This window comes from Geodermatophilaceae bacterium NBWT11, from assembly GCA_014218215.1.
Classification (GTDB): Bacteria; Actinomycetota; Actinomycetes; order Mycobacteriales; family Geodermatophilaceae; genus Klenkia.
On the sequence record CP043652.1, the window covers coordinates 1,062,207 to 1,075,746 of the forward strand.

At 74.8% G+C, this 13,540-nt stretch carries 12 protein-coding genes; 4 read left to right on the forward strand and 8 right to left on the reverse strand.

Annotated elements, in window-relative coordinates; genetic code table 11:
• Positions 1 to 11 precede the first annotated feature (11 nt).
• Positions 12 to 470 carry a gamma-glutamylcyclotransferase gene (locus tag F1C76_04980; protein ID QNG36023.1) on the forward strand — a complete coding sequence of 153 codons (459 nt, stop codon included), beginning with the start codon at positions 12 to 14 and terminating at the stop codon, positions 468 to 470.
• Here F1C76_04980 and meaB read toward each other — a convergent pair.
• From meaB to F1C76_05005, 5 genes are all read right to left on the reverse strand, one after another.
• A complete protein-coding gene (gene meaB, locus F1C76_04985; GenBank protein QNG36024.1) occupies positions 467 to 1,456 on the reverse strand; it encodes a methylmalonyl Co-A mutase-associated GTPase MeaB in 990 nt (329 codons plus the stop codon). The two genes, F1C76_04980 and meaB, sit on opposite strands and share 4 nt — an antisense overlap.
• Complete coding sequence (gene scpA, locus F1C76_04990) at positions 1,456 to 3,663, reverse strand: methylmalonyl-CoA mutase (GenBank protein QNG36025.1); 2,208 nt, start codon at positions 3,661 to 3,663, stop codon at positions 1,456 to 1,458. The genes meaB and scpA overlap by 1 nt, the downstream gene beginning before the upstream one ends.
• A complete protein-coding gene (locus F1C76_04995; protein QNG36026.1) occupies positions 3,660 to 5,570 on the reverse strand; it encodes a methylmalonyl-CoA mutase in 1,911 nt (636 codons plus the stop codon). The genes scpA and F1C76_04995 overlap by 4 nt, the downstream gene beginning before the upstream one ends.
• Before the next feature lie 92 nt (positions 5,571 to 5,662).
• Positions 5,663 to 6,859 (reverse strand): amidohydrolase, encoded by a 1,197-nt coding sequence (locus tag F1C76_05000; GenBank protein ID QNG36027.1) that lies wholly within the window; start codon positions 6,857 to 6,859, stop codon positions 5,663 to 5,665.
• Positions 6,856 to 7,995 carry a glutamate--cysteine ligase gene (locus F1C76_05005; protein ID QNG36028.1) on the reverse strand — a complete coding sequence of 380 codons (1,140 nt, stop codon included), beginning with the start codon at positions 7,993 to 7,995 and terminating at the stop codon, positions 6,856 to 6,858. The genes F1C76_05000 and F1C76_05005 overlap by 4 nt, the downstream gene beginning before the upstream one ends.
• A gap of 89 nt (positions 7,996 to 8,084) precedes the next feature.
• Here F1C76_05005 and F1C76_05010 point away from each other — a divergent pair, with 89 nt between their 5' ends.
• From F1C76_05010 to F1C76_05020, 3 genes are read left to right on the forward strand one after another with little or no spacing between them, the layout of a single operon-like run.
• Positions 8,085 to 8,909: a purine-nucleoside phosphorylase gene (locus F1C76_05010; protein ID QNG36029.1), complete on the forward strand. Its 825-nt coding sequence runs from the start codon at positions 8,085 to 8,087 to the stop codon at positions 8,907 to 8,909.
• Positions 8,906 to 9,739, forward strand: coding sequence for an NAD(P)-dependent oxidoreductase (locus tag F1C76_05015; protein ID QNG36030.1), 834 nt, complete (start codon positions 8,906 to 8,908; stop codon positions 9,737 to 9,739). Before F1C76_05010 ends, F1C76_05015 begins: the two co-directional genes overlap by 4 nt.
• The gene (locus tag F1C76_05020; protein QNG36031.1) at positions 9,736 to 11,370 is read left to right on the forward strand and encodes a phospho-sugar mutase; all 1,635 of its coding nucleotides are present in this window, start codon (positions 9,736 to 9,738) and stop codon (positions 11,368 to 11,370) included. The genes F1C76_05015 and F1C76_05020 overlap by 4 nt, the downstream gene beginning before the upstream one ends.
• Position 11,371: 1 nt before the next feature.
• Here the strand turns inward: F1C76_05020 and F1C76_05025 are convergent, their stop codons facing one another.
• From F1C76_05025 to F1C76_05035, 3 genes are all read right to left on the reverse strand, one after another.
• Entirely contained in the window at positions 11,372 to 11,935 is a 564-nt protein-coding gene (locus F1C76_05025) for a DUF805 domain-containing protein (protein ID QNG36032.1), read from the reverse strand.
• 66 nt (positions 11,936 to 12,001) lie between these two features.
• The gene (locus tag F1C76_05030) at positions 12,002 to 12,898 is read right to left on the reverse strand and encodes a Gfo/Idh/MocA family oxidoreductase (GenBank protein QNG36033.1); all 897 of its coding nucleotides are present in this window, start codon (positions 12,896 to 12,898) and stop codon (positions 12,002 to 12,004) included.
• Positions 12,898 to 13,521 carry a uracil phosphoribosyltransferase gene (locus F1C76_05035; protein QNG36034.1) on the reverse strand — a complete coding sequence of 208 codons (624 nt, stop codon included), beginning with the start codon at positions 13,519 to 13,521 and terminating at the stop codon, positions 12,898 to 12,900. Before F1C76_05035 ends, F1C76_05030 begins: the two co-directional genes overlap by 1 nt.
• Between the last annotated feature and the right edge of the window lie 19 nt (positions 13,522 to 13,540).

Here is a 13,540-nt window from a genome sequence, read left to right on the forward strand (position 1 = left end):
AGGGTCGCCGCGTGGGCCTCTACGCGGCGTACGGCTCCAACTCGGACCCGGCGCAGATGCTGCAGCGCTGCCCGTCCTCCCCGCACACCGGCACGGGCTGGGTGCAGGGCTGGCGGCTGACCTTCGGGGCCGAGGAGCTCGGCTGGGAGGGCGCGCTGGCGACCCTGGTCCCGGCCGACGAGTCCGACACCGGCGTCTTCGTCGCCCTCTACGACCTCACCGCCGCCGACGAGGCCGCCCTGGACGCCTGGGAGGGCGCCGACCACGGCCTCTACCGCAAGCTGCACCTGCGGGTGCACACCCTGGCCGGGGACGTCGTGGCGTTCGTCTACGTGCTCGACGCCTTCGAGGGCGGGCTGCCCTCGGCGCGCTACCTGGGCGTGCTCGCCGACGCCGCCGAGGCCGCCGGCGCCCCGGACGACTACGTCGTGGACCTGCGCTCCCGGGAGTGCCGCTCGCTCGGTCGCTAGACCTCGACCGCCGGCGGGTCGGCCAGGAACGTCGCGACCAGCTCGCGGGCGGCCAGCGCCGGGGTCAGCTCGCCGGCCAGCACCCGCCGTTCCAGGTCCTTCGACGACGACCGGACGCCGGGGTGCTCCCGCAGCCGCGCCTCCAGTCCGTCCCGGACCAGCTGCCACGTCCAGCGGACCTGCTGGGCCTGCCGTCGGCGGTCGAACTCCCCCGAGGCGCGCAGCCGCTCGGTGTGCGCGACCACCTGGGCCCACACCTCGGACAGACCCTCACCGGTGAGCCCGGCACAGGTCAGCACCGGGACGTCCCAGTCGTCCTGCCCGCGCAGCATCCGGATCGCCCCGGCCAGCTCGCGGGCGGCCTTCCGGGCGTCCCCGGCGGACGGGCCGTCGGCCTTGTTGACCGCGATGACGTCGGCGATCTCCAGGATCCCGCGCTTGATGCCCTGCAGCTGGTCGCCGGTACGGGCCAGGGTGAGGAACAGGAAGGTGTCGACCATCTCGGCGACGGTGACCTCGGACTGCCCGACCCCGACGGTCTCCACCAGCACCACGTCGTAGCCGGCCGCCTCCACGACGACCATCGACTCCCGGGTGGCCTGCGCGACCCCGCCCAGGGTGCCGGCTGTGGGCGAGGGCCGGATGAAGGCGTGCGGGTCGACCGACAGCCGGGACATCCGCGTCTTGTCCCCCAGGATCGACCCACCCGAGCGCGCCGACGACGGGTCGACGGCCAGCACGGCGACCTTCGACCCGGCCGCGGTGAGGTCGACCCCCAGCTGGTCGATGAAGGTGGACTTGCCGACCCCGGGCACCCCGCTGATCCCGACCCGGCGCGCTCCCCCGGTGTGCGGCAGCAGCTCGACGAGCAGCTCCTGGGCCCGCTCCCGGTGGTCAGGCCGGCGCGACTCGACCAGCGTGATCGCCCGGGCCACCGACCGGCGGTCGGCGGCCCGGACCCCCTCGACGAGGGCAGGGACGTCCATCAGTGCCCGAGTCGCCCGGACAGCTCCCGCAGCAGCTCCTGCGCGGCCTCGGCGATCACCGTGCCGGGCGGGAACACCGCGGCCGCCCCCATCTCCTTCAGGGTCGGCACGTCGTCGGGCGGGATGACCCCGCCGACCACGATCAACACGTCGTCGGCACCGAGCTCGGCCAGGGCGTCCCGCAGCGCCGGCACGAGGGTCAGGTGGCCCGCGGCCAGCGAGGACACCCCGACCACGTGCACGTCGGCCTCCACGGCCTGCCGGGCGACCTCGTCGGGGGTCTGGAACAGCGGGCCCACGTCGACGTCGAAGCCGAGGTCGGCGAACGCCGTGGCGATGACCTTCTGGCCGCGGTCGTGGCCGTCCTGGCCCATCTTGGCGACCAGGATGCGCGGACGACGCCCCTCGGCCTCGGCGAACTCCTCGGCCATCGCGCGCGTCTCGGCCATCGGCCCGGACTCCCCTGCCTCCTCGCGGTACACCCCGGAGATGGTGCGCACCTGTCCGGCGTGCCGGCCGTAGACGGCCTCCAGCGCGTCGGAGATCTCCCCGACGGTGGCCTTGGCCCGTGCGGCGTCCACCGCCAGGGCGAGCAGGTTGTCCTCCAGCCCCGACCCGCGGGTGCCCTCGGCGGCGGCCCGCGCGGCGTCGGTCAGCCGCGACAGCGCGGTGTCCCAGGCGGCCTGGTCGCGCTCGGCGCGCAGCTCCTTCAGCCGCTGCACCTGCTGGGCGAGCACGTCGGCGTTGTCGACCCGCAGCACCTCGATCGCCTCGTCGGCGTCCACCCGGTACTTGTTCACCCCGATGACCGGCTGACGGCCGGAGTCGATCCGGGCCTGGGTGCGCGCCGCGGCCTCCTCGATGCGCAGCTTGGGGATGCCGTCGCTGATCGCCTGCGCCATCCCGCCGTGCGCGGCGACCTCCTCGATGTGCGCCCAGGCCCTGCGGGCCAGGTCGTGGGTCAGCTTCTCCACGTAGGCCGATCCGCCCCAGGGGTCGATGACCCGCGTCGTCCCGGACTCCTGCTGCAGCAGCAGCTGGGTGTTGCGCGCGATACGCGCGGAGAAGTCCGTCGGCAGCGCGAGCGCCTCGTCGAGGGCGTTGGTGTGCAGCGACTGGGTGTGCCCCTGGGTCGCTGCCATCGCCTCCAGGCAGGTGCGGACCACGTTGTTGTAGACGTCCTGCGCGGTCAGCGACCAGCCCGAGGTCTGCGAGTGGGTGCGCAGCGACAGCGACTTGGGGTTCCTCGCGCCCTCCCGCTCCACCAGCTTGGCCCACAGCAGTCGCCCGGCCCGGAGCTTGGCGACCTCCATGAAGAAGTTCATCCCGATGCCCCAGAAGAAGCTCAGCCGGGGCGCGAAGGAGTCCACGTCCATCCCGGCGTCCCGGCCGGCCTTCAGGTACTCGACGCCGTCGGCGAGCGTGTAGGCCAGCTCCAGGTCGGCCGTCGCCCCGGCCTCCTGGATGTGGTACCCGGAGATCGAGATCGAGTTGAAGCGCGGCATCTTCTGCGAGGTGTAGGCGAAGATGTCGCTGATCACCTGCATCGAGGGCCCCGGGGGGTAGATGTAGGTGTTGCGGACCATGAACTCCTTGAGGATGTCGTTCTGGATGGTCCCGCTCAACTGCTCGGGGGCCACCCCCTGCTCCTCGGCCGCGACGATGTAGAGCGCGAGCACCGGCAGCACGGCGCCGTTCATGGTCATCGAGACGCTCATCCGGTCCAGCGGGATGCCGTCGAAGAGCTGGCGCATGTCGTAGATGGAGTCGATGGCCACCCCGGCCATGCCGACGTCGCCGGGCACCCGCGGGTGGTCGGAGTCGTAGCCGCGGTGGGTGGGCAGGTCGAAGGCGACCGACAGCCCCTTCTGCCCGGCCGCCAGGTTGCGCCGGTAGAAGGCGTTGGACGCCGCCGCGGTGGAGAACCCGGCGTACTGCCGGACCGTCCACGGCTGGGTGGTGTACATCGTCGGGTAGGGCCCGCGGCCGTAGGGCGGGACGCCCGGGTAGCCGTCCAGGAAGTCCAGGCCCGCGAGGTCGTCCTCGGTCAGCAGGGGCGGGACGGCGATCCCCTCGGGGGTCTCCCACACCGCCTCACCGACCGGCCGACCGGTGTGCGCCTCGAAGGCGGCCGCCCAGTCGGCGGCGCTGCCGGCGTCCTGGGCGCGGCCCAGCTCGACGGATCCGAAGTCGGGGACCGTGCTCATGACCATGCTCCCAGCAGCTCGTCGAGGGTGGTGGTCAGGACGTCGACCGCGTCGCAGCCGGCGAAGACGTACCCGTCCACGCCGTCGACGGCCAGCTCCGGCTTGCCGGCCAGCCAGACCCGGGTCGCCCCGGCCGCCCGCAGCTCGGCGACCAGCCCGGCGGCGTCGGCGTAGTCGCGGTCGGACCCGCAGACGCAGGCCACCGTCGTCCCGGCCTCGGCGAAGCCGGACGCTCCGTCACCTGTGGGGGTGGCCAGCCCGCCGGCCTGGAAGAGGTTGGACGCGAACGACACCCGGGCCGTGTGCGCTGCGGGCTTCCCCAGGGTCGCCAGGTACACCGCCGGCCGGTCGCCGGGCTCGTCGGACCGGTCGCGCAGCTCCTCGAAGGCGCCCGCGGCCCGCACCCGCGGCAGCCCGCCCGGCCCGGGGGGCAGAGCCTCGGCCGCAGGACGACGCCGGGGCAGCTGCTCGTCCAGGTTGGCGAACTCGCTCACCCCGGTGACCGGGTCGCGCCGGGTGGCCAGCCGCTTCGACCGGGCCGCCCACGCCGCGGCGACCCGCTCGTGCACCAGGCCCGAGGAGAGGGCAGCGGCGTACCCGCCGGCTCGCTCGATCTCGGTGAACCACGCCCAGGCGGCGTGGGCGAGGGCGTCGGTCAGCGACTCGACGTACCAGGAGCCACCGGCCGGGTCGAGCACCCGGGCCAGGTGTGCCTCCTCGGTGAGCAGCGCCTGGGTGTTGCGGGCGATCCGCCGGGCGAAGGCGTCGGGCAGCCCGAGCGCGGCGTCGAACGGGGTCACCGTGACGGCGTCGGCCCCGCCCACGCCGGCGGCGAAGCAGGCCACCGTGGTGCGCAGCATGTTGACCCACGGGTCGCGCCGGGTGGTCATCACCGAGGAGGTGACGGCGTGCTGGCGCATGCCCCGCAGCTCGGCGGAGACGCCGGCGACCTCGCCCACCCGGTCCCACAGCCGGCGCGCGGCGCGCAGCATCGCGATGGTCGTGAACTGGTCGGCGGTCGCCGCGAACCGGAACTCCAGCTGTGCGGCCGCCTCGTCGACGGTGAGCCCTCCGTCGGTCAGTGCCCGCAGGTAGGCCACCGCGGCGGACAGGGCGCAGCCCAGCTCCTCCACCGCGGTCGCCCCGGCGTCGTGCACCACGGTCGCGTCGACGACGACCGCGCGCAGGTCGCCGTGCGCGGCCGCCCGGCGGGCCAGGTCGGCCAGTCCGGAGAGGTCCTGCTCCTGACCGGAGGTGGCCTGCACGCCGAGCGGGTCGAGCCCCAACGACCCGCCCGGGGCCAGGTCGGTGCGGCCCTCGACCAGGTCCAGGAACGCCTCGGCCGCCGGGACGCCGCCCTGCAGGGTCACCGGAGCCAGGTCCAGCAGCACGTCGGCCAGCACGTCACCGAGGGAGCCGACCGGGACGGCACCGTCGCCGACGACCAGCCACAGCGAGGTCACGCCGTGCTCGAGGTCGGCGGCGATCGCCTCCTTCGTCGTCCCCACGTCGGGGTCGGCGTGCCGCTGCCGCACGTCCCAGCCGGCCGGGATGCCGCCGCCGGCGGCCTGGTCGTCCGCGGCCGAGGGGGCGGGCCGGACGACCCGGCTGCCCCGGACGAACGGCGGGACGCCGGGCGCCCCGGTGCCGGGCAGGTCGGCCACGTCGGCAGCCGTGTACAGCGGTGCGACGTCGACCCCGGTGGCGACGGTGCGGCGCAGCGCGTCCTCGACGGGGTCGGGCAGCTCCTCCCGGCCGGCCTTGCGGAGCACGGCGGCGACCAGGTCGCGCCACTGCTCGCGGGTGGCGGCCGGGAAGTCCGCGGCGAGCGTCAGCTCGTCCGGAGCGGTCGGCTCGTCGGGTGCCTCGACCGTGTCGGTCGCGACGTCCGGGGAGGGGTGGCTCATCGTCGGGTCACCGTTCTCACTGCTCGGGGCGTGTTCGAGCAGTGTCTACCGCAGCCCTCCGACAACGCCGTCCGGAGCGGCTGTGGTGACCGTCACGACCGGGCGGGCACCGGCTGCTGCGCGTCGGCGGCGAGCGCCTGCAGCGCCGTCCGCGCCAGCAGCCGGACGCCGACCCCGATGGCCCGCTCGTCGACGTCGAAGGTGCCGCGGTGCAGGTCCAGCGGGGCTCCCCCGCCGTGCGTGCCGAGCCGGGCGAGGGCGATCGGCAGCACCTCGGCGAACCAGCCGAAGTCCTCCCCGCCCATGCTCTGCGGGCTGAGCACCACGTTCTCCGACCCCACCGTCTCCAGCGCCGCCGACCGCAGCAGGGCCACCCCGCGCGGGTCGTTGACCACCGGTGGCACCCCCCGCACGTAGTCGACGTCGACCTCGGCGCCCGAGGCCTCCCCGACCTGGCGGATCAGGCGGCGGACCAGCTCCTCGGCGCCGTCCCAGACGTCCCGGTCGAGCACCCGCACCGTGCCGCGCAGCTGCCCGGTCTCCGGGATGGCGTTGGCCGCGACACCGGCGGTGACCGCGCCCCAGACCAGCGACATCGCCGCCCGCGGGTCGACCTGGCGGGACAGCAGTCCGGGCACCTCGGTGACCACCCGACCCAGGGCGTGCACCAGGTCGACGGTGAGCTGCGGGCGGGCGGTGTGCCCGCCCGGCCCGGTGAGCGTGACCTCGAGGCGGTCGCAGGCCGCGGTGATCGACCCGGTGCGCAGGCCCACCCGGCCGACCGGCACCGACGGGTCGCAGTGCAGCGCGAAGGCCCGCGTCGCGCCCTCGAGCACGCCGGACCGCACCACCTCCAGGCCGCCGCCGGGCACCTGCTCCTCGGCGGGCTGGAACACCGCCCGCACGGTGCCCGGCAGCGCGTCCAGCTCGGCGAGGGCCTGCGCGACGCCGAGCAGCACCGTGGTGTGCACGTCGTGCCCGCAGGCGTGGCACATGCCCTCGCGAGTGGAGCGGTAGGGCACGTCCTTGAGGTCGGGCAGCGGCAGTGCGTCGATGTCGGCGCGCAGCACGACGACCGGCCCCCCGGAGCCGACGTCGCAGACCAGCCCGGTGCCGTTGGGCAACCGCCGCGGGGTCAGCCCGACCTGCCGGAGCTGTCGTTCCAGGAACGCCGTGGTCTCCCGCTCCACGAAGCCGAGCTCGGGGTGGGCGTGCAGGTGCCGACGGACGCCGACGAGCTCGTCGTGGTGCGCCTCGACCCAGCGGTCGACGGTCTCCGGGGCGCTCACGCCGCCGGGAGCCCGTCGCGCATCTCGGCCAGCAGGCTGTCGACGACCGGCTCGAGTCGGCCGTCGTTCGCCTCGGCGACCCGGCGCTGCCGCTCGTAGGAGCCACCGACCTCGATGATCCGCAGCACGTCACCGAGCTCCTCGACGCAGTCCAACCGGCGCGCGGTGGGGGTCAGCTCCTCGACCAGGTCGCGCAGCGCGTCCTTGACCGGCCGGACGGTGCCGCGGTCGTCGACGATGATCTCGGCGTCCAGGCCGTAGCGGGCCGCCCGCCACTTGTTCTCCCGCAGGATCCAGCTCGCCGGGGTGGGCAGCGTGTAGCCACGGTCGATCTCCCGGTCGAACTGCTCGACCAGGCACTGGGCCATGGCGGCGACGGCACCGATCTCGTCGAGAGTGGGCAGGCCGTCGCAGATGCGCAGCTCGACGGTGCCGAAGTCCGGGTGCGGGCGGATGTCCCACCACACCTCGCGGACGCTCTCGATCGCGTTGGTCGAGATCAGCGTCTCCATGTAGCGCTCGAAGCCGTCCCAGCCGCTGAGCTGGTAAGGCAGCCCCGCCGTCGGCATGCCCTCGAAGACCTTCGAGCGGGCGCTCGCCAGGCCGGTGTCGGCCCCGACCCAGTACGGCGAGGACGCCGACAGCGCCAGGAAGTGCGGGATGTAGGCGCACAGCGCGTTCACGATCGGGATGATCTTGTCCGGGGAGCGGACGCCGACGTGCACGTGGACGCCGAAGATCTGCAGCCGGCGGGCCAGCCACTGCATCTTCTCCACGAGCTGGGCGTAACGCTCCTTGGGCGAGATCTGCTGGGTCTGCCAGTCGGTCATCGGGTGGGTGCCCGCGCACATCAGCCCCAGGCCGCGCCGGTCGGCGGCCTCGACCACCTCGGCGAGCGTGCCGGCCAGGTCGGCCTTGGCCTCGGCGACCGTGCCGCAGATGCCGGTGATGATCTCGATCGTCGACTGCAGCAGCTCGTGCTTGGCCTTGGGGTGCTCGTCGGCGTCGGCCGGCTTGAGCTCGGCGAGGATCTCGTTGGCGCCCGAGGTGAGCTGGCGGGTCTCGCGGTCGATGAGCTGGAGCTCCCACTCGACCCCCAGGCTCGACCGCTCGGAGGAGGAGAAGGGGATCTGCACCGGGCGAGTGTAGGGACGGCGAGGACCATGCGCCGGGTGTGGAAACGGGCCGGTCCGAACTGTCACCCCCCTGGGCTAGCGTCCTGGACGTGAGCCAGACCCCTCCCGAGACCTCCCCCACCGACCCCGCCGCGCTGGCCACCCGCGCCGCGGCGGACCTGACGGCGGCGCTCGGCGGTGAGCACGACGTCGCCGTCGTCATGGGGTCGGGCTGGGCCCCGGCCGCCGACGCGTTCGGCCCGGCCGAGGCGAGCGTCGCCATCGGCGAGCTGCCCGGCTTCGCCGCCCCGGTCGTCACCGGGCACGGCGGGGAGATCCGCTCGGTGCGGGTCGGTGACACCCGGGTGCTGCTGTTCCTGGGCCGCACCCACCTGTACGAGGGCCGTGGAGTCGACCCGGTCGTGCACGGCATCCGGACGGCGGCTGCCGCCGGGGTGCGCACCGTGGTGCTCACCAACGCCGCCGGCGGCCTCTCCCCCGACCACACCGTCGGGCAGGCCGTCCTGATCAGCGACCACCTGAACCTGACCGCCCGCTCCCCGCTGGTCGGCGCCACGTTCGTCGACCTCACCGACCTGTACTCCCGCCGGCTGCGCGAGATCGCCCAGCGGATCGACCCGACGCTGGTCGAGGGCGTCTACGCCGCCCTGCCCGGCCCGCACTTCGAGACCCCGGCCGAGATCCGGATGCTCACCACGATGGGCGCCGACCTGGTCGGCATGTCCACCGCGCTGGAGGCCATCGCCGCCCGCGCCGCCGGGGTCGAGGTCGTCGGCCTCTCGATGGTCACCAACGCCGCGGCCGGCATCACCGGGGAGGCCCTGGACCACGTCGAGGTGCTCGAGGCCGGCAAGGCCGCCGCCGGCCGGCTCGGCGAGTTCCTCGTCCGCTTCATCGGGGAGCTGCCGGCATGAGCGGCCCCGTCCTGCTCACCGGGGCCGCCGGGTACATCGGCACGCTGCTGCGCGGCGGACTGCCCGAGCGCGGCCACGCGCTGCGCTGCCTGGACGTCGTACCGGTCACCGACACCCGGCCCGGCGAGGAGCACCTGGTCGCCGACGCCACCGACCTGGCTGCGGTCACCGACGCCGCCCAGGGCGCCTCGGCCCTGGTGCACATGGCCGGCATCGCCACCGAGTCCAGTTGGGCCGCGATCAGCCACGCCAACATCGAGGGCACGTACGTGGCCCTCGAGGCCGCCCGCCGCGCCGGCGTGCCCCGCGTCGTCCTGGCCAGCAGCAACCACGCCACCGGCATGTCCCCGCGGGTGGCGAACGCCCAGACCGACGCCCAACCCCGTCCGGACACCTTCTACGGGGTGTCCAAGGTCGCCATGGAGGCACTCGGCTCGCTCTACGTCGACCGCTACGGCCTGGACGTCGTGTGCCTGCGGATCGGTTCGGCCCTCCCCGAGCCGCGGGCGCCCCGGCACCTGTCCACCTGGCTGTCCCCCGACGACACCGTCGCCCTCGTCGACGCCGCGCTCACCGCCCCCAGCCCCGGCTTCGCCGTGGTGTGGGGGGTCTCGGCCAACACCCGTGCCTGGTGGGACCTGACCTCCGCCCGCGCCCTGGGCTACGAGCCGACCGACGACGCCGAGATGTACGCCGAGGCGATCACCAGCGCCCTGGGCGAGCCGACCCCCGGCACCGTCGAGCACGACCGGCTCGGCGGGGAGTACGCCGGCCCGGACTTCTCCATCGACGCGGTGGCCGCCCGGGCGCAGCAGGCCGACCCCTCGTGAGCGCGGCGGTGGACCGGGCCGTGGTCGAGCAGTGGATCGCCGACGACCCGCACCCGGGTGACCGCGCCGAGCTGCAGGCCCTGCTGGACGCCGGTGCCGACACCGAGCTCGCCGACCGGTTCGCCGCCCCCCTGGCCTTCGGCACCGCAGGTCTGCGCGGCCCGCTGCGGGCCGGGCCGGCCGGGATGAACACCGCGGTCGTCGCCCGGGCCGCCGCCGGCCTGGCCGCCCACCTGGTCGCCGAGGGCCGGGGTGGTCGCGGGGTCGTCATCGGCTACGACGCCCGGCACCGCTCCGACGAGTTCGCCCGGATCAGCGCCGAGGTGCTCACCGGCGCTGGGTTCGCCGTGCAGGTGCTGCCCCGCCCGCTGCCCACCCCGGTGCTGTCGTTCGCCGTGCGGCACCTCGGAGCAGACGCCGGGGTGATGGTCACCGCCAGCCACAACCCCCCGCAGGACAACGGCTACAAGGTCTACCTCGACGACGGCGCACAGCTCGTCCCGCCCGCCGACCGGCAGATCGAGGCGGCCATCGCCGCCTGCGGCCCGGCTCGCGAGCTCCCCCGCAGCGACGACTGGACCACCCTGGGCGACGACGTCGAGGCCGACTACGTCACCGCCGTGGTCGCGGCCGTCGGCCCGGCCCGGGTGGACCCCGAGGCCCGCCGCCGGCTCGTCGTCGCCTACACGGCCATGCACGGCGTCGGCACGACGACCACCCGCGCGGTGTTCGCCGCCGCCGGGTTCGCCGAGCTGCACGCGGTGCCCGAGCAGGAGCACCCCGACCCGGACTTCCCGACGGTGGCCTTCCCCAACCCGGAGGAGCCCGGCGCGGTCGACCTGCTCAGCGCCCTGGCCGAGCGGGTGGGCGCCGACGTGGCGATCGCCGAGGACCCCGACGCCGACCGCTGCTCGGTGGTCTGCGATGGGCGACAGCTGACCGGTGACGAGGTGGGCGTGCTGCTCGCCGACGCGCTGCTCCGTCGTGGGGTGGCCGGCACGTACGCGCGGTCCCTGGTCAGCGGGTCGCTGCTGGGCCGGGTCGCCGCCGGCCACGGCCAGCCCGCGGCCGAGACCCCGACCGGCTTCAAGTGGATCATCCGCGCCGGCTCCGAGGACGCCCCGCTGGTCTACGGCTACGAGGAGGCGCTGGGCTACGCGGTCAGCCCCCAGGTGGCCCGGGACAAGGACGGTGTCTCCGCGGCGCTCGCGGTCGCGCTGCTCGCGGCCGACCTGGGCACGCAGGGCCGCACCCTGCTCGACCGGCTCGACGAGCTGGCCGCCGAGCACGGGCTGCACGCCACCGGTCAGCTCTCGGTGCGGGTGGAGGACCTCACGCTGATCGACGACGCCATGGCCCGGGTCCGCGCGAGGCCCCCCGTGGCGCTGCTGGACCGGGAGGTGGCGTTCGAGGACCTCCGCGAGCTGGAGCCCCCGGTCGACGGGGTGCGGCTGCTCGGCGAGGGCGTGCGGGTCGTCGTGCGGCCCAGCGGCACCGAACCGAAGCTGAAGGCCTACCTGGAGGTCGTCGTCCCGGTCGCCGACCGCGCCGACGTGCCGGCCGCCCGCACCCGGGCCGACGCCGAGCTCACCCGGCTGCGCGGGGAGATGGCGACGGCCCTGGGGCTCTGACCTAGCGCCAGTCGGTCGGCGGGTAGTCCGGGGCGCGGTCCTGCGGGCCCGGGGTCCACGGACCGGGGGCCGGCGGGCGGTCCTCGGTGCCGGGCTGCGGCGACCAGATCTGGCGACCGCCGGGGGTGGTCTCCGGCGGGGTGGTGCCCGGCGCGAACGGCAGGGCCGACCCGCTGGCGTCCGGCACCGGGCCGTAGCGGTTGGGCGTCGGCTGGGTCGGCACCAACCCGCACATGCCCAGCACGGCGAACTGCCCGAACACCGGCACCAGGTTCAGCAGCACCCACAGACCCGACCGGCCCTGGTCGTGCATCCGGGTCACCTGGGCGGTGATCGAGGGCAGCACGGTCAGGATGCCGGTGACGATGACGAACGGGCCGTACTCGATGACGGCCGGGACGAGCGAGCCGTCCGCGGCGGTGCTGGGCTCCAGCGACGTGTAGCCGAAGGACACGTCGGCGGCCAGCGCCAGTGCCGACAGCAGGAGCAGCGGCACCACGTAGTGCAGCCAGAACGCGCGGCGGGTGATCCGCCCTCGGCGCACGTACCAGGTCCAGAAGTCCACGGGTCTCCCCTGTCGATGTGCCGGTCTCTCGAGTGGAACGTACGGGCGGGCAGCCGGTTCCCGCGGTCAGACCTGCTGGCGGGTGCCGCTCTGCACGGCCTGCTCGGCGGCCGCCAGCACCCGCACCTGGTCCCGGCCGAACGCCGCGTCGCAGGGGTGCGCCCCGCCGGTGAGCGCCGCGGCGGTCAGCTCGTCGACGGCCACCGCGTGCGCCTCGTGCGCCGTGGCGCCGTCCTCGGGCAGGAGCACCAGGCGGCCGGTGTCGCCGTGCACCCAGAAGTCCTCCCCCGCGGCCAGCGGGGACGCCGTCGCCGACAGGGTCATCGTGCTGGTCGGCCCACCCTCGTGCTCCAGGAGGACGCTGACCGTGCCGTCGGCGGCGCGGGTGCCCTGCGCGGCGACGACCGGCCCCAGGGTCGGGGTCAGCAGCGACAGCGCGTGCGGGCCGAGGTCCCACAGCGGGGCGCCCGGCCGGGCCCGCCACACCGACTCCCGGAACGGGCTGCCCGGGGCGAAGGTGTCGGCCAGCCAGGTGACCTGTCCGCCGACCAGCGCCGACCGGGAGGCCTGGTCCAGCCAGGTGTGCGTCGACGTCCGGAAGCGGTAGGTCAGGAAGACCACCGACGCGACCCCGGCGGCCGAGGTCGCGGCGACCACCCGCTCGGCGTCTGGCAGCGACATCGCGATCGGCTTCTCCAGCAGCAGGTGACAGCCGGCCTCGGCGGCGCGCACCGCGATGTCGGGCTGCACGTCCGGCGGCAGCGAGATCGAGACGGCGTCGACGTCGGCCAGCAGCGCGTCGAGGTCGTCGGTGCCCAGGACGTCGAACTCCGCGCCCGCGGCCTGCGCCTTCTCCTGCGATCGGCCCCAGACGCCCACCAGCTCGGCGTCGGGGTGCGCGTGCAGCGACGCGGCGTGCACGGTGCGCGCCCAGTAGCCGCTGCCCAGGACGGCGAAGCGCATCAGACGGCGCCGAACTGGCGGTCGCCGGCGTCACCGAGGCCCGGGACGATGTAGGCGTTGCTGTTGAGCTCCTCGTCGATGCTGGCGGTGAACACCCGCAGCGGCAGGCCGCTCTCCTCCAGCCGGGCGATGCCCTCCGGCGCCGCCAGCGCGCACAGCACCGTGATCGAGGTGCAGCCCCGCGCAGTGAGCAGCGAGCAGCAGTGCACCAGCGAGCCGCCGGTGGCCAGCATCGGGTCCAGCACGAAGACCTCGCGATCGACCAGCGACTCCGGCAGCGAGGCCATGTAGGCCTCGGGCTCGAAGGTGACCTCGTTGCGGGCCAGCCCGACGAACCCCATCTGGGACTCCGGCAGCAGCGAGTGCGCGGTGTCGGCCATGCCCAGCCCGGCGCGCAGCACCGGGACGATGAGCGGCGGGGCGGCCAGCCGGTAGCCCGTCGTCGTGGTCACCGGGGTGGTGATCTCGTACTCCTCGACCGCCAGTTCCCGGGTGGCCTCGAAGACCAGGAGCTCGGCGAGGTCCCGCAGCGCGGCGCGGAACGCGGCGTTGTCGGTGCGCTCGTCCCGCATGCGGGTCAGGCGGGCACGGGCGAGCGGGTGGTCGACCACGGTCAGCTGCACGGGGGAACGGTAACGGCCG